20 protein-coding genes are annotated in these 22,362 nt (G+C 61.9%); 1 reads left to right on the forward strand and 19 read right to left on the reverse strand.

Annotation, left to right across the window (positions count from 1 at the left end):
• Positions 1–86: 86 nt before the first annotated feature.
• From hfq to ndk, 10 genes are all read right to left on the reverse strand, one after another.
• Positions 87–323, reverse strand: coding sequence for an RNA chaperone Hfq (gene hfq / locus VPH40_RS08535; protein ID WP_008450615.1), 237 nt, complete (start codon positions 321–323; stop codon positions 87–89).
• Between the two features lie 227 nt (positions 324–550).
• Positions 551–1,897: a ribosome biogenesis GTPase Der gene (gene der / locus VPH40_RS08540; RefSeq protein ID WP_070221915.1), complete on the reverse strand. Its 1,347-nt coding sequence runs from the start codon at positions 1,895–1,897 to the stop codon at positions 551–553.
• A 4-nt stretch (positions 1,898–1,901) separates the two neighbouring features.
• A complete protein-coding gene (bamB, locus tag VPH40_RS08545) occupies positions 1,902–3,047 on the reverse strand; it encodes an outer membrane protein assembly factor BamB (protein ID WP_099667089.1) in 1,146 nt (381 codons plus the stop codon).
• Positions 3,048–3,132: 85 nt separating this feature from the next.
• Positions 3,133–3,801, reverse strand: coding sequence for a YfgM family protein (locus VPH40_RS08550; RefSeq protein ID WP_099667088.1), 669 nt, complete (start codon positions 3,799–3,801; stop codon positions 3,133–3,135).
• Positions 3,802–3,855: 54 nt separating this feature from the next.
• Positions 3,856–5,217 (reverse strand): histidine--tRNA ligase, encoded by a 1,362-nt coding sequence (gene hisS, locus VPH40_RS08555; protein ID WP_251350510.1) that lies wholly within the window; start codon positions 5,215–5,217, stop codon positions 3,856–3,858.
• A 68-nt stretch (positions 5,218–5,285) separates the two neighbouring features.
• Positions 5,286–6,584, reverse strand: a complete 1,299-nt coding sequence (ispG, locus tag VPH40_RS08560) for a flavodoxin-dependent (E)-4-hydroxy-3-methylbut-2-enyl-diphosphate synthase (RefSeq protein ID WP_251350508.1) — start codon at positions 6,582–6,584, stop codon at positions 5,286–5,288.
• A gap of 38 nt (positions 6,585–6,622) precedes the next feature.
• Positions 6,623–7,549 carry a helix-turn-helix domain-containing protein gene (locus VPH40_RS08565; protein WP_328573201.1) on the reverse strand — a complete coding sequence of 309 codons (927 nt, stop codon included), beginning with the start codon at positions 7,547–7,549 and terminating at the stop codon, positions 6,623–6,625.
• A gap of 67 nt (positions 7,550–7,616) precedes the next feature.
• The gene (gene pilW, locus VPH40_RS08570; protein ID WP_328573202.1) at positions 7,617–8,414 is read right to left on the reverse strand and encodes a type IV pilus biogenesis/stability protein PilW; all 798 of its coding nucleotides are present in this window, start codon (positions 8,412–8,414) and stop codon (positions 7,617–7,619) included.
• A gap of 11 nt (positions 8,415–8,425) precedes the next feature.
• Complete coding sequence (rlmN, locus tag VPH40_RS08575) at positions 8,426–9,601, reverse strand: 23S rRNA (adenine(2503)-C(2))-methyltransferase RlmN (protein ID WP_034752035.1); 1,176 nt, start codon at positions 9,599–9,601, stop codon at positions 8,426–8,428.
• Positions 9,602–9,726: 125 nt separating this feature from the next.
• Entirely contained in the window at positions 9,727–10,143 is a 417-nt protein-coding gene (ndk, locus tag VPH40_RS08580; RefSeq protein ID WP_034752036.1) for a nucleoside-diphosphate kinase, read from the reverse strand.
• A 220-nt stretch (positions 10,144–10,363) separates the two neighbouring features.
• On the opposite strand from ndk, the gene VPH40_RS08585 reads away from it, so the two are divergent.
• Entirely contained in the window at positions 10,364–11,050 is a 687-nt protein-coding gene (locus tag VPH40_RS08585) for a Bax inhibitor-1/YccA family protein (protein ID WP_034752039.1), read from the forward strand.
• A 63-nt stretch (positions 11,051–11,113) separates the two neighbouring features.
• On the opposite strand, the gene VPH40_RS08590 is transcribed toward VPH40_RS08585, so the two are convergent.
• The 9 genes from VPH40_RS08590 to surE form a co-directional block, all read right to left on the reverse strand.
• A complete protein-coding gene (locus tag VPH40_RS08590) occupies positions 11,114–11,959 on the reverse strand; it encodes a LysR family transcriptional regulator (protein ID WP_289910932.1) in 846 nt (281 codons plus the stop codon).
• A 28-nt stretch (positions 11,960–11,987) separates the two neighbouring features.
• Positions 11,988–13,133: a cyclopropane fatty acyl phospholipid synthase gene (cfa, locus tag VPH40_RS08595; protein ID WP_305056390.1), complete on the reverse strand. Its 1,146-nt coding sequence runs from the start codon at positions 13,131–13,133 to the stop codon at positions 11,988–11,990.
• A gap of 299 nt (positions 13,134–13,432) precedes the next feature.
• Positions 13,433–14,488, reverse strand: a complete 1,056-nt coding sequence (locus VPH40_RS08600; protein WP_328573203.1) for a cupin-like domain-containing protein — start codon at positions 14,486–14,488, stop codon at positions 13,433–13,435.
• 78 nt (positions 14,489–14,566) lie between these two features.
• Complete coding sequence (locus VPH40_RS08605; RefSeq protein ID WP_442906626.1) at positions 14,567–16,609, reverse strand: glycosyl hydrolase family 18 protein; 2,043 nt, start codon at positions 16,607–16,609, stop codon at positions 14,567–14,569.
• A 448-nt stretch (positions 16,610–17,057) separates the two neighbouring features.
• Positions 17,058–18,398: a 23S rRNA (uracil(1939)-C(5))-methyltransferase RlmD gene (gene rlmD / locus VPH40_RS08610; RefSeq protein WP_099667081.1), complete on the reverse strand. Its 1,341-nt coding sequence runs from the start codon at positions 18,396–18,398 to the stop codon at positions 17,058–17,060.
• Positions 18,399–18,639: 241 nt separating this feature from the next.
• Positions 18,640–19,671, reverse strand: a complete 1,032-nt coding sequence (rpoS, locus tag VPH40_RS08615) for an RNA polymerase sigma factor RpoS (RefSeq protein WP_077407335.1) — start codon at positions 19,669–19,671, stop codon at positions 18,640–18,642.
• 8 nt (positions 19,672–19,679) lie between these two features.
• A complete protein-coding gene (locus tag VPH40_RS08620) occupies positions 19,680–20,597 on the reverse strand; it encodes a peptidoglycan DD-metalloendopeptidase family protein (protein ID WP_289910937.1) in 918 nt (305 codons plus the stop codon).
• 42 nt (positions 20,598–20,639) lie between these two features.
• Positions 20,640–21,530 (reverse strand): protein-L-isoaspartate(D-aspartate) O-methyltransferase, encoded by an 891-nt coding sequence (locus tag VPH40_RS08625; protein ID WP_305052770.1) that lies wholly within the window; start codon positions 21,528–21,530, stop codon positions 20,640–20,642.
• Between the two features lie 22 nt (positions 21,531–21,552).
• On the reverse strand, positions 21,553–22,290 hold the full coding sequence (surE, locus tag VPH40_RS08630) for a 5'/3'-nucleotidase SurE (RefSeq protein WP_289910939.1): 738 nt from the start codon (positions 22,288–22,290) through the stop codon (positions 21,553–21,555).
• Positions 22,291–22,362 lie beyond the last annotated feature (72 nt).

Below are 22,362 nucleotides of genomic sequence, written 5' to 3' on the forward strand. Positions count from 1 at the left end.
CCGACGCCGATGCAAACGCATCAGCGCCGCTGGCGCGGACGGGGGCGATGGAGGGTGAAAGGCGCTGGGCCGTCAAGCTCAACGCTTTACTCCGCTTCAGATTCAATATTGAGATTGACGGCACGGGCCGGCACCACTGTCGAGATGGCATGCTTGTACACCATCTGTGTCACCGTATTGCGCAGCAATACGACATATTGATCGAACGATTCGATATGGCCCTGCAATTTAATGCCATTGACCAGGTAGATCGAGACAGGAACATGCTCTTTGCGTAATGCATTGAGGAATGGGTCTTGTAACAGTTGCCCTTTGTTGCTCATAACAGCTCCGTTGTTTATGTTGTTGTGTAAGAATTGGAGGCGACTCGCTTGATTTCAAGTGCTCTCACACCTTTCAAAGAAAGAAAGATGCGTCATAGCTACTGTAACCTGTTTTCGCGATCGCTGTCGCGCATGGCGCATTAACACTTTATTATTTCCGTGCAAAAGCCATTGAATTGGCTGTCGGCGCCGCATTATCTCTGCGGCGCCTTAATATGCACTTAATTTTACTTGCTTGGCGTGCGTGCGAACGGGTTTTTACCCGTGCGCAATTCGATACGCAGTGGCGTGCCGACCAGCGCAAACGTATCACGGAAATGTTTTTCCAGATAGCGTTTGTATGGGTCGCCAACGGCGTCGAGCGCATTGCCGTGAATAACGATCACAGGCGGGTTCATGCCGCCCTGGTGGGCATAACGCAGCTTCGGACGAATCGAGCCCTTGCGGCGCGGTTCCTGCTTCTCCACGGCCTCGATCAGGGCGCGCGTCAGCTTCGGCGTCGACAGGTCGCACATGGCGGCTGCATACGCGGCGTTGAGCGATTTCATCAGCGGACCGATGTTGGTGCCCTTCAGTGCGGAAATGAAATGCATTTGCGCGAACGACAGGAAATCGAGCTTGCGGTCGATATCGATCTTGATTTCGTCGCGCTGGTGCGATTGCAAGCCATCCCATTTATTCACGGCCACGACCAGCGCGCGGCCCGATTCCAGGATAAAGCCGGCGATATGCGCATCCTGTTCGGAAATATCTTGCTGTGCGTCAAGCATCAGCACGACCACGTTGGCTTCGGAAATCGACTGCAGGGTTTTCACCACCGAGAATTTCTCGATCGCTTCAAACACCTTGCCGCGGCGGCGGATACCGGCCGTGTCGATCAAGGTGTATTGCTGGCCGTCGCGCTCGAACGGGATTTCGATCGAATCGCGCGTCGTGCCCGGCATGTCGAAGGCGATCACGCGCTCTTCGCCCAGCAGGGTGTTGATCAAGGTCGACTTGCCCACGTTCGGACGGCCGACGAGGGCGATCTTGATGCCGCGGTCGGTCTTTTCCAGCTCTTCAGGCTCATCCGGACGCTGCGCGAACGCCAGGTCCAGCATCACTTCGACGAGGTCGTTGACGCCGTCGCCGTGCGCCGACGAGATCGCATACGGATCGCCCATGCCCAATTCATAGAATTCGGACACGACGGCCGTGTAGCGCATGCCTTCGCTTTTGTTGACCACCAGCAAGACCGGGCGGCCGCTCTTGCGCAGGAAGTCGACGATGGTCTTGTCATGCGGGGTCAGGCCCTGACGGCCGTCCACGATGAATACCACCACGTCGGCCTCGGCCACGGCCTGCTTGGTCTGCAGTGCCATCTGGTGCATGATGCCTTCCTTGGCGACGGGTTCGAAACCACCCGTATCGATGACCAGGAAGGGGCGTTCGCCGACACGGCCTTCGCCATAGTGACGATCGCGCGTCAACCCAGGCAAATCCGCCACCAGCGCATCGCGCGAGCGGGTCAGACGATTGAATAAAGTCGATTTCCCAACATTGGGTCGACCTACTAGTGCAATTACCGGCTTCATTGTATTACTCGACCGCGAGAGCGGTCACTGTCCCTGATTGGGTTTGAAAAATCAAATTCGAACCGGCAACAACGGGAGCCGAAACAATCGGGCTACCATCGGTGCTGACACGACCTATTAATGCGCCATCTTCCCGTGACAGGAAGTGGATATAACCTTGATAGTCGCCGACGGCGACGCTGCGGCCGTAGGAGGCCGGCGTCGACAGGCGGCGGCGCGCCAGCGCCTCATTCTTCCAGGCGCTCTGGCCGCCTTCGCGGCTGAACGCCACCACGGCGCCCTGGTCATCGGCAACAAACACGAAACGCTGGTCGACGGCCACGCCCACATCGGACGAGATCGGCTTGGTCCAGCGCGGCACGCCCGTGGCGGCATCGAAGCAGCCTGCCTTGCCCTGGTACGTGACGACGCACACTTCGCCTTCGAACGCCACCGGCGTGCCGGCGATGTCGGAGACGCGCTCCAGTTCGGTAGCGCCGCGCGGTTCGCTGACGACGATCTCCCAGCGTACCACACCGGTAGCCGCCGTCAGTGCCAGCAGCTTGCCGCCCGGCTGGGCCACGTAGATATTCGCGCCGCCCAGCACCATGCCCGGCGCATTGCGCAAGGTCAAGGCCGGCGTGGCGCGCTGCACCGTCCACTTGCGCTCGCCCGTCTTGGCGTCGAAGCCGACGATGCGGTTGTCCACGCTGCGCACCACGACCACGCCCTGCCCCACGACGGGCGCCGTCAATACTTCGCTGGACGCCTGCGCCTTCCACAGTTGCTTGCCATCGGCGTCGAACGCCAGTACGGCGCCCTTGGCGGCGCCCACGGCCACCAGCGCGCCATCGCTGCCGGCGCTCGAGGTGATGTCGCTGCCGGCCTTGATGCGCCACGTTTCACGGCCGCTGGCCGCATCCAGGCGCGCCAGCGCGCCATCGGCATTGACCACGTACAGGCTGTTGCCGGCCAGCGCAGGCGTAAACGCGTACACGCCGGCCTTGCCGATCGAATACTTCCAGGCGTCGCGCACGGCGATGCTCGATTTTAACTCGACCAGCTTGGCCGGTTCGACTTTCGGATCTTTCGAGGCGAACGGGTTCCAGGACGAGCAACCGGCCATCAGGGCCAACAGACTTGCAGCTACCAGCTTTTCAGTGACACGCATAAGTGTTATCCAACCTTTTTCTTGTACTTGTAAGGGCAAGGCCGGCGGCGCACAACGCCGCGCGGCCACGCCATCAGTGTTCCTGTCAGGCGGCAGCCTTGTCAGCCTTGGCCTTGTCTTCCGGTACCGTACCGCCGATCGCTTCCAGTTTGACCTGGATCAATTGACGGCCTGGATTGTTCTTGTCCGTCGCGGCCAGCGCGGCCAGGTAAGCCGTGCGTGCCTCGGCCAGCTTGTTTTGCGCCACCAGGACGTCGCCCTTGCGGTCGGCCACGGCGCCGGCAAATTGCGCCACGGAAGCCGTCGCCAGCACTTTCAGCGCTTCATCGTAGGCTTTTTCATCCAGCAAGACGCCGGCCAGGCGCAGCTTGGCGATGGATTTGTACTCTTCCGTGCCATGCTCGGCCACCCATTGCAGCTGGGTCTTGGCCGTTTTCAGGTCATTCGCATCGAATGCCACCTTGGCCGCGGACAGGGCGCTCATCTGTGCATACGCCGTGCCGCTGAAACGCGATTGCATGTCGCCGGCCGCGCGCATCACCTTGGCCGTGTCCTTGGCGGCGATGGCGTTTTGCAGTTCGTCGTACAGCTGGCCCGCTTGCGCAGCCTGCGTGCGCTGGTAGTACTGCCAGCCGGCCCAGCCGCTGTAGCCTGCCAGCGCCACGATCAGGACCCAGGAGGTCAGATTGCCATTGCGCTGCCACCAGGCCTTGAGGGTTGCCAGTTGTTCTTGTTCTTCGTGATCGTATGCCATGGGTCGTCAGTTTTAATGAGTAGTTGATCGAGGGTAGAACGGTATTGCGTCAAATCAATGGTGGTGATGCACGTGGCCGCCAGGACCGTGGTCATGGCCGCAATCGTGGTCGCCGATGATCTGGTCCACCACGTAGTCGACGACATCGTCGAACGGCACCGTGTTCTGTTGCGCACCGGCATCGGCTTCGCGCATGGCTTTCACCGTCGCGACGTTATTGGCGATTTCATCGTCGCCCATGATCACGGCAAACGCCGCGCCGCTGGCATCGGCCTTTTTCATTTGCGTCTTGAAGCTGCCGCCGCCGTTGCTCGCTGCGCAATGTAGCACAACGTCCAGACCCGCATCGCGAATCCGTTCGGCCAGCACGAAGGCTTGCAAGCCCGCCTGCTCGCCCTGGTGCACCAGGTAGACGTCGCACTGGGCCGGGGCTTCCGGTTCGGCCGCATCCTTCATCAGCAGCACCAGGCGTTCCACGCCCATGCCGAAACCGACGGCGGGCGTCGATTTGCCGCCGAACATTTCCACCATGCCATCATAGCGGCCGCCGGCGCAGACCGTGCCTTGCGCGCCCAGCTTGTCGCTGACCCACTCGAACACCGTGCGGTTGTAGTAATCGAGGCCGCGCACCAGGCGTGGATTGATGGTGAACGGAATGTTGTTGTGGTTCAAGATCTTCTGCACGCCGTGGAAGTGGGCCAGCGATTCCTCGCCCAGGTAGTCCAGCAGCTTCGGCGCGCCATTGACCAGGTCCTGCATGGCAGGGTTCTTGGTGTCGAGGATGCGCAGCGGATTGCTGTGCAAGCGGCGCTTGGCTTCTTCGTCGAGCAGCTCGCTGTGGCTTTCCAGGTAGGCGATCAGGTCGGCGCGGTGGCGCAGGCGCTCGGCCGCGTCGCCGATCGAGTTCAGTTCCAGGCGGATGCCTTCCAGGCCCAGATCATCCCACAGGCGGCGCGACAGCATGATGATTTCCGCGTCGATATCCGGGCCCGTGAAGCCGATGGCTTCCACGCCGAACTGGTGGAACTGGCGGTAGCGGCCTTTTTGCGGGCGCTCGTGGCGGAACATCTGGCCCTTGTACCACAGGCGTTTCGGGCCTTCGTAGACCAGGTTGTGCTCGACCACGGCGCGCACCACGCCGGCCGTGCCTTCAGGGCGCAGGGTCAGGTTGTCGCCGTTCATCGAATCGGTGAACGAATACATTTCCTTTTCAACAATATCGGTCACGGCGCCGATGGCGCGCGCGAACAATTTCGTTTCTTCCACGATCGGCGTGCGGATTTGCTGGAAGCCATAGCTTTGCAGCACGGATTGCGCCGTATTTTCAAACAATTCCCACAGCGGGGCGTCGGCGGGCAGGATATCGTTCATGCCTTTGACTGCGGTGATCTTATCGGCTTTTTTATTTTCTGACATGGTATCTACTTTATTAGCTACGATTGCTGTTCAATTTTGGGCTTATTGAGGAGTATAGGCTGGCAAGCCTATACCGCTACGCTGGCGAGCGACATGTCGCTCGAAACCCCAGCTACGCCATAGTGACTCTTTACATAATTCAAGACGATGTCCTGGAATTCCTCGACGATGCGTTCGCCGCGCAGGGTGACGACTTTTTCGCCGTCGACAAACACGGGCGCGGCCGGCGACTCGCCCGTGCCGGGCAGGCTGATGCCGATGTTCGCATGCTTCGATTCGCCGGGACCGTTGACGATGCAGCCCATGACGGCCACGTTCATCGCTTCCACGCCCGGATACGACTTTTTCCACTCCGGCATCTGCTCGCGCAGATACGTCTGGATGTTGTCGGCCAGCTCCTGGAAGGTGGTCGACGTCGTGCGGCCGCAACCGGGACAGGCGATCACCATGGGCGCGAACTTGCGCAAGCCCATGGTTTGCAGGATTTCCTGGCCGACGATGACTTCGCGCGTGCGGTCGCCGCCCGGTTCCGGGGTGAGCGAAATGCGGATGGTGTCGCCGATGCCTTCTTGTAACAGCACGGCCAGGGCGGCCGTCGAGGCGACGATGCCCTTGCTGCCCATGCCCGCTTCCGTCAAGCCCAGGTGCAGCGGATAGTCGCAGCGCTGCGCCAGTTCGCGGTACACGGCGATCAGGTCCTGCACGCCAGACACTTTACAGGACAGGATGATCTTGTCGCGCGCCAGGCCCAGCTCTTCCGCGCGCACGGCGTTTTCAATGGCCGACGTCACCAGCGCCTCATACATGACGGCTTGCGCCGGCCACGGTTCGGCACGGCCCGCGTTTTCATCCATGATGCGCGCGAGCAAGGCTTGATCCAGGCTGCCCCAGTTCACGCCGATGCGCACCGGCTTGTCGTAACGACAAGCCGCTTCGATCATTTGCGCGAATTGCGTGTCGCGCTTGGCGCCCTTGCCCACGTTGCCCGGATTGATGCGGTACTTCGACAGCGCGCGCGCGCAATCGGGGTAATCGTTGAGCAGGGTATGGCCGTTATAGTGAAAATCGCCCACCAGCGGCACGTCGATATCCATCTTGTCGAGCTGCTCGCGGATGTAGGGCACGGCCGCGGCCGCTTCCGGACGGTCCACCGTCAGGCGCACCAGTTCCGAACCGGCACGCGCCAGTTCCTTGATCTGGATCGCCGTGCCGATGGCGTCGGCCGTATCCGTGTTCGTCATCGACTGCACCACCACGGGGGCGTCGCCGCCCACCCAGATCTGGCGCTGGCCATGCGCGATCAGCACCTTGCGGCTGTCGCGCCGGCCGGATGGACCGGAGCCGATCGCTGTTTTCGAGGTAGCCATAATATTATCTTCTGAGTTTGCGTGAACGATTACTGCAATTATTTGATGCTGACACGGGAAATCGTGCCGCCGGCAACGGTCGGCAAGTCCAGCTTGGCGCCGCGCAAAGTTGCCTGCACGACACCAGGCTTGCCCACCACCAAGGTGGCCGGACCCGTGATATCGAACGTTTCCGTGCTGCCCGCCTTGACCATGCGCGAAATCAGCGGCGAGGTGCCGGGACGGCGAATTTCCACCCAGGAATCTTGCTCCACCTTCAGCACCAGCGCATTCGCGCCCACGGCAGCCGCCGGCGGCGTGACGGCGGCCGTGGCCGCTGGCGTCACGGCTGGCGTCGTTGCCAGCGCAGCTGCTGGCGGCACGGCGGCGGCCGGCGCCGAAGCGATGGCGGAGGCCGGTGCGCCCGTCTGCGTATCGTTGCCTGGCGGCGGCGGCACGGAAATCAGGGGCACGGACGGCGACTGCACGGGCGTCAAATCCTGGCCCGGCTTGATCAGGGTCGTTTCCACGGGGCCCACTTCCGCATGCGCCGCTTCTTTCTCGACATGCGCGGACAGCAGGCTGGCCGGCACATAGCCGAGCTTATAGGCGCCAAAGGCGGCCGCCACGACAACAGCCACTGCGCCGGCGATCCAGAGGGGAGTCTGGTTCGACGAACGCTGCGTCATCGACGGGAAGCGCGATTCGGAAAACGTGGCGGAAATCTCGCGCCGCACGGGCGCGGCCGGATCTTGCGCCGGCGCCGGATGGACTTCGATCATGGCCACCAGCGGCGCCGCGTCAAGGCGCACCACCTTGGCGTAGGCGCGCACGAAACCGCGCACCACGGCCACGTTCGGCAAAGCCGCCATGTCGCCCTCTTCCAGCGCGATCACCTGGCGCGGCGCCAGCTTGAGCTGGTCGGCCACCTGCTCCACCGGCCAGCCCAGCGCTTCGCGCTGCGCCTTCAACTGTGCGCCTGCCAACGCAAGATTGCCCTGGGGCTGCTGCTGAGGCGTTTCTGCCCACTCTGAATTCATTGGTATCCCTGTCTCACTCATCAAACGCCCCATTTTGATAAGCAGCATATTCGGGGGAGCTGGAATGGTGGTTGCGCAAATGCGCCCCCAGGCCAGCTTCCGCACCCGCATCCCCGAGCTTATGCTGCACCTTGATCCCGAGCCACAGCACATCGGCCGTCTGGCTCTCCATTGTTGCTATCCTGCCGAGCCGCTGCAAATAATAAGCCGCTTGCCGGTAGTCTTGCTGTTGGTAATACACGCGCACCAGGCCGGCGTTCGTCACTGCCACGTCCGGTGCGATGCGCACGGCGCGCATCAAATATGCGCCCGCACGCGGATAATCGTTCAGGGCCAGGCTGCAAGCGCCCCCATTGTTGAGCGCTTTTTCCGGCGACACATACGCCGCATCGGCCAAGGCCGCATCGAAATACGCCAGCGATTGCGCGGCGCGTCCCGTCTGGCACAAAAACAGGCCGTAATTATTGCTCAACTCAGGATTGTGGGGCGCAAGGCGCAAAGCGTAAAGGAAATCTTTCTCGGCAGGCACAGTTTGCCGCTGGGCCGCGAGGATCAGGGCGCGCACGCCATAGGCTTGCGCATCGTTCGGCGCCAGTTGCACGGCCTGTTCCGCTTCCGCCAGGGCCACGTCGAGCTGGCCTTGCGCATAATACGCGCTGGCCAGCTGCAAGCGCAGCGCGGCACGCTCCTGCGTACTCGCCAGCACCTCCTGGCGCAAGGCGGCGCCCGCATCGACGGGAGCGGAAGCACAGCCGACCAGCAGCACGGCCAGGCAAACAGCGGCCACAGCGAGCGAGCGTTGGTAAGCCATGCCTTCCCTCATCAGGAGCGGATTTCCACGATCTTGCCGAAATTGGCGCCAAATTTTTGTTGATACTCAGTCATCTTTTCCATGCGTTCCTGCACCCGCGTGCGGTCCTTGACTTCGCCGGCCAGCTGGCCGCAGGCCGCATCGATATCGTCGCCGCGCGTCTTGCGCACGGTGGTGATGATGCCGCCATCCATCAGCACCTGGGCAAAGGCCTTGATGCGCGGGTTTTTCGAGCGGAACAGGCCCGACTCGGGGAAGGGATTGAACGGGATCAGGTTGAACTTGCAGTTCACGCCGAACTCGCGGTCTTGCACCAGCGCCAGCAGTTCGCGCGCGTGCTCGTCGCTGTCGTTGACGCCGTCCAGCATGCAGTATTCGAAGGTAATGAAATCGCGCGGGGCGAATTCCAGGTAGCGCTTGCAGGCCGCCATCAATTCCTTCAGCGGGTATTTCTTGTTCAGTGGAATCAAACCGTCGCGCAAGGCATCGTTCGAGGCGTGCAGCGAAACGGCCAGGGCCACCGGCACTTCCTGCGACAGCTTGTCCATCATCGGTACCACGCCCGACGTCGACAGGGTCACGCGGCGGCGCGACAGGCCGTAGGCGTTGTCGTCGAGCATCAATTTCAAGGCCGTGACGGTCGGTTCAAAGTTCAGCAGGGGCTCGCCCATGCCCATCATCACCACGTTGGTGATCTGGCGCTCGCCTTTCGGGCCCGGCTCGATGCCCTTGGTGCGGCGCAATTCGAATTCGGCCATCCACAGCTGGCCGATGATCTCGCCCACGGACAGGTTGCGGTTGAAGCCTTGCTTGCCCGTCGAGCAGAAACGGCAGTTCACGGCGCAGCCGGCCTGGGTCGAGATGCACAGGGTGCCGCGGTTTTCTTCCGGAATGAACACGGTTTCCACGGCATTGCCATTGCCCACGTCGACCAGCCACTTGCGCGTGCCATCCGTCGACGTATGGTCGCTGATGATGGCCGGGGCGCGCACTTCGGCGCGTGTGGCCAGCTTGTCGCGCAGCGACTTGGCCAGGTCCGTCATGGCGTCGAAATCGGAAGCGCCGAACTGGTGTATCCAACGTTGCAATTGTTTCGCACGAAACGGTTTCTCTCCCAACTCGGCGCAGTAGGCGATGAGTTGCGCGGGATCAAGGTCCAGCAAGTTGGTGAGGGTCGTCGTATTCATGATCATGTCTATTCTAAAAATCCGTCCCCGCGCGCATCCGGAGCGAAAACTCCACAGCGCAGCGGGAACAGGGGGTGATAAGTTATTTCACAGATAACGCCAGGAAATAACGTTATCTAAGGCAATTAAGCCTTCAGTTCTGGGAAGAAGTAAGCGATTTCCACTTTAGCAGCTTCGACAGCGTCGGAACCGTGTACGGCGTTAGCGTCGATCGAATCGGCGAAATCGGCGCGGATCGTGCCTTTTTCTGCTTTCTTCGGATCGGTCGCGCCCATCAGGTCACGGTGGGCCAGAACGGCGTTTTCGCCTTCCAGGGCTTGGATCATGACTGGACCGGAAACCATGAAGTCGACCAGATCCTTGAAGAAGCCGCGTTCTTTGTGCGCTGCGTAGAAGCCTTCAGCTTGTTCGCGCGACAGTTGGGTCATGCGTGCTGCAACGATTTTCAGGCCAGCGTTTTCAAAACGGGAGTAGATTTGACCGATTACGTTTTTTGCAACTGCGTCTGGTTTGATGATCGACAGGGTGCGTTCGATTGCCATGTGTGAAAACTCCAATAAAAAGTAAGGTTTAAAACGGTAAATTGATAACTCAATCAACCTTTGATTTTACCATACTCCACCCCATATCACCCAGACAGGCGGGGGCATCTTGCCGCCCTGCCCCCGTTTAATGAAATCTTAAGCTGCTTTTTTGGCAAATTCCGGCCCTCATGCTATCCTTGGGCAAAGCAGTAATTTGAATTGACAACACGGAGGCACTATGAATCAGAACATGCAACGCACCTTTGACCTGTCGGGGGGCATGCAGCAAGTCCGCCATCAGGTCTTGCGCAACACTTACTGGCTGCTGGCGCTGTCCATGATCCCGACCGTGCTGGGCGCCTTCATCGGCGTGCAGATGCATTTGCCGATGCTGACCGGCGGCATGGGTTTCATCATCTTCATGGCCGTCGCTTTCGGCTTCATGTACGCGATTGAAAAAACCAAGAACTCGGGCCTGGGCGTCGCCGTCCTGCTGGGCTTTACCTTCTTCATGGGCCTGATGCTCACGCCTATCCTGACGCGCACCCTGGGCTATTCGAACGGTGGCATGCTGATCATGACGGCATTCGGCGGCACGGCCACCATCCTGGCCGTGATGGCGACCATCGCCACGGTCTCGAAGCGCGACTTCTCGGCCATGGGCAAATGGCTGTTCGCCGGCGTGATCGTGCTGATCCTGGCATCGGTGGCGAACATCTTCCTGGGCCTGTCGGCCCTGTCGATCGTGATCTCCATGGTCGCCATCGCCATCTTCTCGGCTTACATCCTGTATGACGTGCAGCAAATCATCAACGGCGGCGAGACCAACTACATCTCGGCCACCCTGCGCATCTACCTGGACGTGTACAACATCTTCACCAGCCTGTTGTCGCTCCTGGGTTTCGCCGGCGGCAGCCGCGACTAAGAATAAGCATTGCGCTTGAACAAAAAGCCGACCTTCGGGTCGGCTTTTTTACGTCTGTCGCATCTATTTGCCCTTTTCCGCCACCTCCAGCAGGCAGGCGCGGGCGCGGTCCAGGGTCGGGTTGTCGCGCTGGGCCGCGTAGACGGCGTAGGCGGAATGCGAGAACTCGGGCGCGTCGCGCACGCGGTGCAAGAGCCCCGCATCGAGATAGGGTTGCGCGCTGCCGATACGGAAGTAACTGGCGCCGCCCACGTCCAGCAGGTAGACGAGCGCCAGCGGCCCCAGCGAGATCGAGATGGGCGGGCTGCTCAGCTCCGGATACGCGGCCTGGTGATTGGCGGCGAAACTGGGGCCCCAGTCCACGTACACATACGTATCGGCCTGCATCTGGCCGTCATCGCGCGTGGTCACCATCACCAGCTTTTCCTCGGCCAGCAATTCGCTGGCCAGGCCCGGACGCTGGGGCGGGTTGTACAGCACGGCCAGGTCGAGCGAGCCGTCGTGCACGGCGTCGAGCAGGCGCGCGGGACTGTCGACTTCCGCGCGCAAGGCGATCTCGGGGCAGTCGCGGCTCATGCGTATCAGCCAGTCGCCGAGCAACGGCTGCCACAAGCTCAGCTCGCAGCCGATGCTGACGGCGTCGTCGCGCCCCGGCGGCAAGGCCACCTGGTGGCGCGCCCGCTCCCACACCTGCACCATGGTGGCCGCGTGGCGCATGAAGCGCTCGCCGGCCGGCGTCAGGCGCGCGCCAGCCTTGTTGCGCACGAACAATTGGCGCCCCAACTGCTGCTCCAGGGTACGGATGCGGGCGCTGACGGCCGTCTGCGTCACGTGCATGCGTTCGGCGGCCATGATGAAGCTGCCGCAGGAAGCCACTTCCAGGAAGGTACGCGCTTGATTGATATCCATCAATCCATCATATCAGTTGCCGCACATCTCAACTGACACGCTCATAGCCGCCCAATACGCCCTGTTTCGACAAGACCCATTGCCACAGCTGCAAATCACGCGCGCGGAAGGCGCCCGCGCAGGACAGCAGATAGTATGACCACATGCGGTGGAAGCGTTCGCCCAGCTGGGCGGCAAAGCGCGGCCACGCCTGCTCGAAATTCGCATGCCAGGCCATCAGGGTCTTGTCATAGTCGGCGCCGAAGTTGTGCAAGTCTTCGGCCACAAATAAATCGTCCATGGCGTCGCCGATCTGGCCCAGCGACGGCAAGTCGCCGTTCGGGAAGATGTATTTGTCGATCCACGGATCGCACGTGGAATGGCGTTTATTTTTGCCGATCGTGTGCAGCAGGAACAGGCCATCGTCTTCCAGGCAGCGGTGCGCCACTTCCATGAAGGTGCGGTGGTTCTTGTGGCCCACGTGTTCGAACATGCCGATGCTGACGATGCGGTCGAATTTTTCATTGGTGTCGCGGTAATCCTGCAGGCGGAAGTCCAGGCGCTCGCCACCCGGCATGCTGCGCGCATACGCGGCCTGCTCTTTCGAAATCGTCACGCCCACGCACTGCACCTGGTATTTCTCCGCCGCATAGCGCATGAAACTGCCCCAGCCGCAGCCGATGTCGAGCACGCGCATGCCCGGTTCCAGCCCGAGCTTGCGGCAGATCAAATCGAGCTTCGCTTCCTGCGCCTCGGCCAGGTTGCCGGCATCCTTCCAGTAGCCGCACGTATAGGTCATGCGCGGATCGAGCATGGCCGCATAGAAGGCATTGCCCAGGTCATAGTGCTCCTTGCCCACCATCCAGGCGCGGCGCTCCGTCTGCAAGTTGAACAGGCGCGCGTACAGGGCGTGAAAGGCCAGGCGCATGGGGCGCACATCATCGGCCACCCTGGCGCGCAGCAAATGGCAAAAGAATTCATCGAGCTGCTGCGCATCCCAGTCGCCGTCCATGTACGCTTCGCCCAGGCCCAGGTTGCCGCTGGCGAAGGCGCGCTCCGGCACGCCCGGTTTGCGCAGCTGCATGTCCCAGGCGGCGCGGCCATTCAAATGAATGTCGGCCTTCGCCAGCAATTCGGCCGCTTCGCGCGTCAGCCGCGTGTCCACGGTGATTTTCGGTGTTTGCTGCAACTGCATTGCTGCTTGTGTCGTGTGCTGCGTGTTCATGCCCTGCCGCCTCCAGATGGTTGTCGGTGCTGACGCGCGCCGGCAAAACCCATCAGCGGCCCGGCGCCGCGCCAGCCATAAAATTATCCGCCCGCCATCGCCATCTGGATAATGAAACATCATGGTCATTCGTATCAAAATAATTGCTGCAAAATGATTTGAATCAATTATTTTGTGGAAATATCTTATGCAGGATGCGCCCCGTAACATGCAAAAAGCCGCCCGTAAGGCGGCTGTTCGCGGCAGGTTCGCCCCATGCGGCGCCACGATCAAAAGTCGTGATTCGATGGATACTTGCTGTAAAAATCGTTATCCCATTTGAAATTGGTAAACGCCACCGTCATCGATACGTCGAGCGCTTCGACGAAATGCCAGCAGCCAACGGGCAGGAACAGGATCTCGCCCGGCGCCAGCACGCATTCGCGCACTTGCACGTCGGCCATCAGCGGATAGCGCCGCAGGTCGATGTCGCGCCCGTCGACGGGAGTGAAGCAGTGGCGCTGGTTGTACACGCGCGCCACCTCGCAGGCGGCCATGATGCGCAGGCGCTTGCGCCCCTTGACCTGGGCCATGAAGTTGTTCGTCAGGTCGTGGTGGAATGGCGTCACCGTGCCGGCCGGGCCAAACCACAGGAAACCCGTGGGAGCGCCACCCTGCTCCAGGTATTCGGGCAGCTGGCCGATATCGTCCCACAGCTCGCGCAAGGCTTGGCGGTTCTGCGAATTGTTATTCGCCGTCATGTAGAAATCGTTGGTCGCGCCGCTGGCCTCGACCAGGCTGGCGTACTCGCCGAACGCCATCTTGCGCTTGTGCGCCACGCTGTTCATTTCATATTGGGCATCCGCTTCGCGGCCGAACTGCACTTCCACTTCGCGCTGCGCGTAATACTCGCGGAAATACGCGGGACTCCATTTCGCTATGGCGGGCCAGTCATCCATCATGCCCGTGATGATGACGGGCTGGTTGGTGGAATAGTATTCGTCCAGGAATTCCTGCGCGGACAGCTTGTCGCGGCGGGGAATCTCGGGGGTGCGCAGGTGGTTCAGCTTGCGCTGGATGTCGATCACCCAGTCGCGCTTGGCCAGGCGGTTCGACAGGCGCACGGCGCCGGCCAGGTAGGGACTCTGCAGCGCCAGCTCCACTTCGCGGCGCGCCAGGGCCTCCGCGATGCCGGCCTGCTGCAGCACCGGCATCAGCGCCGACGGATGGCTGCCCAGCATGAGGTTTTCCGCGATCCAGCTGCGCCACTCGCGGCTCAGCTCCTGCTCCTGCTGCTGCTCCTGTTGCTGCTTCTGCTTGACTCCGAATGTCGATACCGCCGCCATCGCCCGCCTCCCGTGTTTTTATATGAATAAGCGGCCGGACAGCATGGCTATCCGGCCGCGTCTTACGCTACATCAACATTACCGCACTTTCCACACCTCGGTCGCCAGCACGCCATTCGCGTCGCCATCGAGTTCCCACGAAAACGCGCCGCGCAAGCCCTGGTCCTTGACGTATTTCACCTTGGTGCCGATGACGGTCGGATCGTCATAGCTCCACCACTGGCCGCCCGCACCCGTGTACAGGTACAGCTGCTTGGTCACGGGATGGTAGTAGCGCGTGCCGGCCTTGGCGACGAGGATTTTATAGTCCTCGATGCCCGACTCGTACGTGCCTGGCGCCGTGCCCGTGGCAGCCTGGTACAGGCCATCGCCATTCGGTCCCGGCGCCACGCCCGTCCAGCCGCGGCCATAGAACGGTATGCCCAGCAGCAGCTTGTCGCGCGGCACGCCGGCGGCAATCATGTACTGTACCGCCTTGTCGCCCACGTATTCGCGCGCCATGCCCGTCGATGGATCGGCAGGGTCGGCAAACAGCTGGGCGTTGAAGTTGGTGCTGTTTTCCCAGCCGCCGTGGAAGTCGTAGGTCATCAGGTTGATCCAATCCATGTACTGCGAGTACAGGGCCGGTTCCGTGTTGTCGATCTTGTCCTTGCCGGCACCGACAGCGGCCGTCAACAGGTAGCGCTTGCCGTTGGCGGCGCCGAGCGCATCGAGCTGGGCGCGGAATTCCGCCATCAGCAAGGTGAAATTGCGCTTGTCGTTGGGGCTGACCGTGTTGTACGGCTGGCCGCCGCCGACCGGATATTCCCAGTCGATGTCGATGCCGTCAAAGATATTCGCCGCCGCGCCCACGCCGCCACGGCCGCCCTGCACCGGCAGGTTGCCCTTGATGTAGATGTCGATGCACGAGCGCACCATCTGCTTGCGCAGCGCATCCGTGGCGGAACCGACGGAGAAGTTCTTCGACCAGCTCCAGCCGCCCAGCGAGATGAACAGTTTCAAGTTCGGGTGCGCCGCCTTGAGCTTTCTCAACTGCAGGAAGTTGCCCGACAACGGTGCATCCCACGGGATGGCCTGGCCATCGACGGTGCGCTTCGGCGTGCGGATGTAGTCGGCCTCGGCATCGCCGCCCGTGCCCGCATCCGGCGAATTCGGATTCGTCGCGCCCGGCTCCGTCTTGGTGATCATGGCGCATTCATAGCCGCCGTTTTTCGGATAGATATTACCGAAGGCGTAGTTGATGAAGGTCAACTTGTCGGCCACGCCGCTGGTATGCACGTTCGCCACTTCATAGTCGCGGCCATACACGCCCCATTGGGCGAAATAGGAACCGACTTCGCGGCCCGTTGGCGTCGGCGTCGGTGTTGGAGTAGGCGTTGGGGTCGGAGTCGGCGTCGGTGTTGGAGTAGGCGTTGGGGTCGGAGTCGGGGTCGGGGTCGGGGTCGGGGTCGGCGTCGGTGTTGGTGTTGGTGTTGGTGTTGGTGTTGGTGTTGGCGTCGGAGTAGGCGTTGGCGTCGGGGTAGGCGTGGTGCTGCAGATCTCCAGGCTGGTCCATGGCTTGCCCGTGCCGGCGGCGCCGCTGCTGGTCGACGGATTATCGCCCTGCGTCCAGTAATTGGCGCGGTAATTCGTGCCCCCATAGCTGACGGTGGCGCCCGCGCTGTAGGCCGTGCCGGCCACCCACGCCAGCGCGCACGTGCCGCCGGTCGGCGTTGGCGTCGGGGTGGGCGTCGGATTCGGGGTAGGCGCCGGTGTCGGCGTGGGTGTGGGCGTCGGGGTCGGCGTTGGTGTCGGCGTAGGCGTTGGCGTGGTACCGCCATCGCAGGTGCCGCCTGCGCTCCACAGGCTCGGCGTGGAAACGGGGTTCCAACCCGAGCCCACGTGATCGGTCTGCGTCACCAGGGCCGTGTAGTTGGCGCCCAGGTAGGTGACCACCGTGCCCGCGTTATACGTGCCGCCCTCTTGCCACGGCACGCACGCGACCACCGTGCTGGCCGCCAGCAATTGCGAACCGGCCGGCGCGCCGGCGTCACCACCGCCGCCGCAGGCCGCCAGCACGCCACCGCTGGCCAGACATACCATCATGTTCCTGATCGTTTTCTTGAGTATTAAATTTTCCACGTTGTCTCCTGTTCAGGTTTGCGGAAATACCACTCTGCTTCAATGAAAAAGCTACCCTGTGATTTTGTTTTTTGCAGTTGCAAGAACAGCATGCTGCTGAAAAAATAGGCGGTCAAGTGGTTTTGAAGTGGCCTCAAAGTGGGCAATACCACTTTACAAAGAAAGCATCACGGCGGAGACGGACGGCGCGTTGTCCTACTGGACAAGCAAAAAAACGGCAGAGGAAGGATGAAAAAAGACGCTGGATCAGGAAAAGACAGACCAGTTTTATAACACGCTGTAAGTGGTATTGCTGTGGAGTCAGGAGAAAAGGCAGAATTTGTGCAAGCGCCCTGAATAGCCTCGGTGCGCCTGAAAAACGTTCAGAGCAAGGCGCCTTGCCGAAGACAGTACGAATAGTACGGCTAGGCAAGGCAACGCAGCTATGGACGTTTTATCAGGTGTGCCCTCAGATCAAATCAAACACCGCCATCGACTCGACGTGCGAAGTATGCGGGAACATGTTCACCACGCCCGCCTTGCTCAGCACATAACCCGCTTCCAGCGCCAGGATGCCGGCGTCGCGCGCCAGGGTCGACGGGCTGCACGACACATACACGATGCGTTTCGGCAGCAGGTCCGGACGCACTTGCGACAGGCCGACCAGCGCCTGGCACAGGGCCATGGCGCCATCGCGCGGCGGGTCGACGAGGATGCGGTCGAACTTGCCCAGCGCGATCAGGTCGTCCGTCGTCACTTCGAACAGGTTGCGCGTCGAGAACGAGGTTTTTTCCGCCAGGCCATTGGCCAGCGCGTTTTCCAGCGCCCGCTCCGTCAGGGTGGTGCTGCCTTCGATACCCACCACTTCGCTGCCTTGCGTGGCCAGCGGCAAGGTGAAATTGCCCAGGCCGCAGAACAGGTCGGCCACGCGGTCCGTCGGCTGCACTTCCAGCAAACGCAGGGCTTTCGATACCAGCACGCGGTTGATGTGGTGGTTCACCTGGGTAAAATCGACGGGCTTGAACGGCATCTTGACGCCGAATTCCGGCAGCAGGTAGTGCAATTGCTTGTCCAGCGGATAGAACGGCACGGCCGTTTCCGGGCCTTTCACCTGCAGCCACCATTGCACGCCGTATTCGTCGGCAAAGGCCTTCAATTTCGTTTCGTCATCCGCCGTCAAGGGCGCCATGATGCGCAAGACCATGGCGGTGACGTCTTCGCCCACGGCCAGCTCGATCTGCGGCATCTGGTCGAAGATGGACAGCGAAGCAATCAATCCACGCAGCGGCAGCAGCATGGCGGAGATGTGCGGCGGCAAGATTTCGCAGCTATCCATGTCGGCCACGAACGCCGATTTCTTTTCATGGAAGCCCACCAGCACGGCGTCTTTCTTCTTGACGTGGCGCACGGACAGGCGCGCGCGGTAGCGGTAACCCCACGTCGGGCCATACATGGGGCGCATGATGCTTTGCGGACGCACCTTGCCGATATGCCACAAGTTGTCTTCCAGCACGCGCTGCTTGATCGCCACCTGCGCCGACGGCTCCAGGTGCTGCATCGAGCAGCCGCCGCAATTGTCGAAATGCTTGCATTTGGGCGTCACGCGCATCGACGATTCGCGGTGCAGCGCCGTCATGCGGGCCATTTCCCAGTTCTTCTTTTTCTTGAACGTCACAAAGCTGACGCGCTCGCCCGGCAACGCGCCTTCGACAAACACGACCTTGCCCGGCGAGCCGTCTTCGTTCTCAATATGGCCAACGCCACGGGCGTCCATGTCGAGCGATTTGATTTCGATGATATTTTCTTGCATAGCGATCAATAGGTAAGAGTGGGCCAGGACGCAGGGCCGCGCTGGAACTTGAAAGAATGGGGGAAAGGTCAGGCGCCGCGAGCGGGGCGTATGATAGCAGATGCCGACTAGCTTAAGTCCGCAGCGCACCTGCGCGTCTTTAGCGTGCCTGAGAAAACGTACAGGGCAAGGCGCATTGCTGAAGACAGTACGTCAGTACGGCGAGGCATTGCAACGCCGCCGATGCGTTTTATCGGGCACGCTACAGCAGGGAGTCGCGCACGACGCCGCGTGCGGCCATAGCCCGTTTGAGCTTGATCAAGGCTTCTTGCTGGATCTGGCGCACCCGCTCGCGCGTCACGCCCATTTCCTCGGCCAGGGTTTCCAGGGTGGCGGGGTCGTCGTTGTCGAGGCCGAAACGGCGCATGATGACGACGCGCTGCTTGTCGGGCAGCTTGGTCAGCCAGTCGCGCACCAGCACCGTCATTTCATGGTGTTCCGCGCGCGCGTCGGGGCTGTCTTCGCTGGCGCCGGGCAACATGTCCATCAGCGACGATTGCGGGTCGTTGTCGAGCGGCGCGTCGAGCGACGTGGCGTGCTCGGACAGGGCCAGGATATCCTGCACCTCTTCCACGGGACGGCCCACTAGGTGGGCGATGTCTTCCGCGGTGGCATCCTTGCCGTCGTGGTGCTGGGCTTCCAGGTGGTACTTGCCGCGCAGAATTTGATTCAGTTCGCGCACCATGTGCACGGGCAGGCGCACCGTGCGCGCCTGGTTCATGATGGCGCGCTCGATGCTCTGGCGTATCCACCAGGTGGCGTAGGTAGAGAAACGGAAACCGCGCTCGGGCTCGAACTTGTCGATGGCCCGCATCAGGCCGATGTTGCCTTCCTCTATCATGTCGAGCAAGACCACGCCGCGGTTGATGTAATGCTTGGCGATCGACACGACCAGACGCAGGTTGTGCTCGATCATGGTTTGCCGGGCTTCGAAATTGCCCTGCTTGGCGAGGGTGGCGTAATGCACCTCTTGCGCCGCCGTCAGCAGGGGCCGCGTGCCGATCTGGTTCAGATAGTGCTGGGTAGTATCGGTCGACAGCTCGGCCGCCAGCACTTTTTTCAATTCATCGACACTTTCGACCAGCACGCTGACGCTGGCCACCTCGCCGCCTTCGCCCGCGTCGACGGCATCGATGCCGTCAAGTTCGCCGGCATCGTCCGTCACGACTTCGTCTGCCCCGTCTTCCGGCAGTTCCGGGTCATCGTCCAGCTGGTCGTGCGGCGCGTGTGTCATTGCTTTACCTAACGGTTAGGCAGGAATTTCGAAGGGTCGACAGGCTTGCCCTGCTGGCGAATTTCAAAGTGCAGCTTCACGCGGTCGGCATCGGAATCGCCCATTTCGGCGATGGCCTGGCCTTTGTTGACGTTCTGCCCTTCCTTCACCAGGATGCTGCGGTTATGCGCATACGCCGACAATAAACTATTACTGTGCTTCACGATGACAAGATTACCATAACCACGGATTCCGCTCCCGGCATACATGACTTTTCCCGCGCCGGCGGCCACCACTTGCTGGCCCGCCTTGCCGGCGATATCCACGCCCTTGTTCTTGCCTTCGTCGAAAGTACCGATGACCTTGCCTTCGGAAGGCCACATCCAGCTGATCTTGTCGTCGCCAGGCGCCGATGCCGCAGGGGCTGCCGCGGCGGCGGCCGGTGCGGCGGCGACGGCTGCCGCCGGGGCTGGCGCAGGCTTGGCGTCGCCCGTGCCGCCATCGGCGCGCAATTCGGCCAGGGTGGCGTCGGAATATGCGCGCTTCTCGCCGCGCGGCCCCGTTTTCTTCGGCACGACAGGCGCGGCCGGCTTGACTTCCGTCGCTGGCGGCATGACGATGGCCGACGTTTGCGCGCCGCCCGTGTCGCCATTCGGCGGCAACACGCGCAGCACCTGGTCGACCTTGATGTCGTTCGGGTTGCTCAAGTCATTCCAGGCCACCAGGTCGCGGTAATTCTGCCCGTGCTCGAGGGCGATGCGCAGCAGGGTGTCGCCACGCTTGACCGTGTAATAGGCCGGGTCGCGGTCGCGCGGATCGCTGGCGGCGGCGCTGCTGCTCGAGGGGTGGCGCTCGACGACGGGCGCCTGGACGCCCGTCGTGCCGCAACCGCTCAACAGCGCGGCCAAGGTGATGCCACATAGAAGTATGTTACTTTTCTTAATCATTCGCATGTATTTATATGTCCTGCTTGCTAGCTGATCCGGGGATCATATGGTGCCCGGGCGCAAAGGTACGAAATGGCAATCTTCCAGGGTTTGGCTAGTCCATTCCATTTTCCCCACCCGGGTAATGAGTTGTAAGTGTTGCAATTTAGCCCCCACCGGCGCAACCAGACGCCCGCCGGGCGCCAGCTGTTCCAGCAGGGCTTGCGGGACTTCCAGGCCGGCTGCGGCAAGGATGATCCCGTCGAAGGGCGCCGCCTGCGGCAGGCCAAGCATACCATCTCCGTACTGCAAGCGCAGATTCGACACGCGCAGCGGGCGCAAATTGGCCTTCGCCAGCTCGTGCAGGGGCCGGATGCGCTCGATCGAATACACCTCTTTTGCCACCAGCGACAGCACCGCCGCCTGGTAACCGCAGCCCGTGCCGATTTCCAGCACGCGCTGCAACGCCCCGCCCTGGCGCATCACTTCGATCATGCGCGCCACGATGTACGGCTGCGAGATGGTCTGGTGGTGGCCGATGGGCAGCGAGGCGTCGATATACGCCTGCGACGCCAGCGCCTCGTCCATGAACATGTGGCGCGGCACGGCTTGCATGGCGTCCAGCACCACCTGGTCCTTGACGCCCTGTTTCGCGATGCGCGCCACCATGGCACGGCGCACGGCCTCCGAAACGAGCGGATTTTGCCGCGGCGGCGACACCGCCGCCGGCTGCGCCCGCTCATTGGCGATGGCCTGGGCCCGCGACGGCGCGATGGCCGCGTGCGCGCCATACGGCTGCGCAACGCCGCGCGCCGCGCTCTGCGCCGCATTCTGCGTGGCCGTCTGCGGCGTGGCGATCCTGGACTGGGCCAGCGACTGCCCCCCGCCCTGCCTGGCGGGCTTGCCGGCCAGCGAATCGAGGGACAGGGGGAAGGTGCGCGGCTTATCGGTCATGGTTGTCGGTCATCGTGAGCGGTCATGCCAGGCCTTTTGCCAGTGCATCGAGTTGGGTGGTATGGGTCAGGTCGATCTGCAACGGCGTGATCGATACTTGCCCATGTTCAACAGCATGGAAGTCCGTGCCCGGCCCCCCTTCCTTGGCGGCGCCGGCGGGGCCGATCCAGAAGATTTCACGGCCGCGGGGGTCGAGCGCGCGGATCACGGGCTCGGCCGAATGGCGCTTGCCCAGGCGCGTGGCCACCACGCCTTGCATTTGCTCGTAAGGAATAGCCGGGATGTTCACGTTCAGCAGATACGGTTTCTGCAGGGCATCAAACTGGCGCTCGACGATTTCCCTCGCCACGCGGGCGGCCGCGTCCAGGTTGGCCCAGCCAAACTGCGACTGGGAAAAGGCGATGGCGGGAATGCCGAACAGAAAACCTTCCGTGGCGGCGGCCACGGTGCCCGAATACAGGGTGTCGTCGCCCATGTTGGGGCCGTTGTTGATGCCGGAGACCACCAGGTCGGGGCGCTCGATCAGCATGCCCGTCAGCGCCACGTGCACGCAGTCGGTGGGCGTGCCGTTGACAAAATAAAAGCCGTTGGCGGCCTTGTGCACGGACAAGGGCCGGTCCAGGGACAGCGAATTGGAGGCGCCCGAACGGTTGCTGTCGGGCGCCACCACGACGATGTCGGCAATGGGGGCGAGCGCGTCGGCCAGGGCCGCCAGGCCAGGCGCCAGGTAGCCGTCGTCGTTACTGATAAGAATTCTCATAACGAGATTTTACCTGAAGCAATGCCAACACTGCGCGTACCGCACGCCGATAGACAGCATTATTTGTGCCGC

The organism is Janthinobacterium sp. P210005 (genome assembly GCF_036231865.1).
GTDB lineage: Bacteria > Pseudomonadota > Gammaproteobacteria > Burkholderiales > Burkholderiaceae_D > Janthinobacterium > Janthinobacterium kumbetense.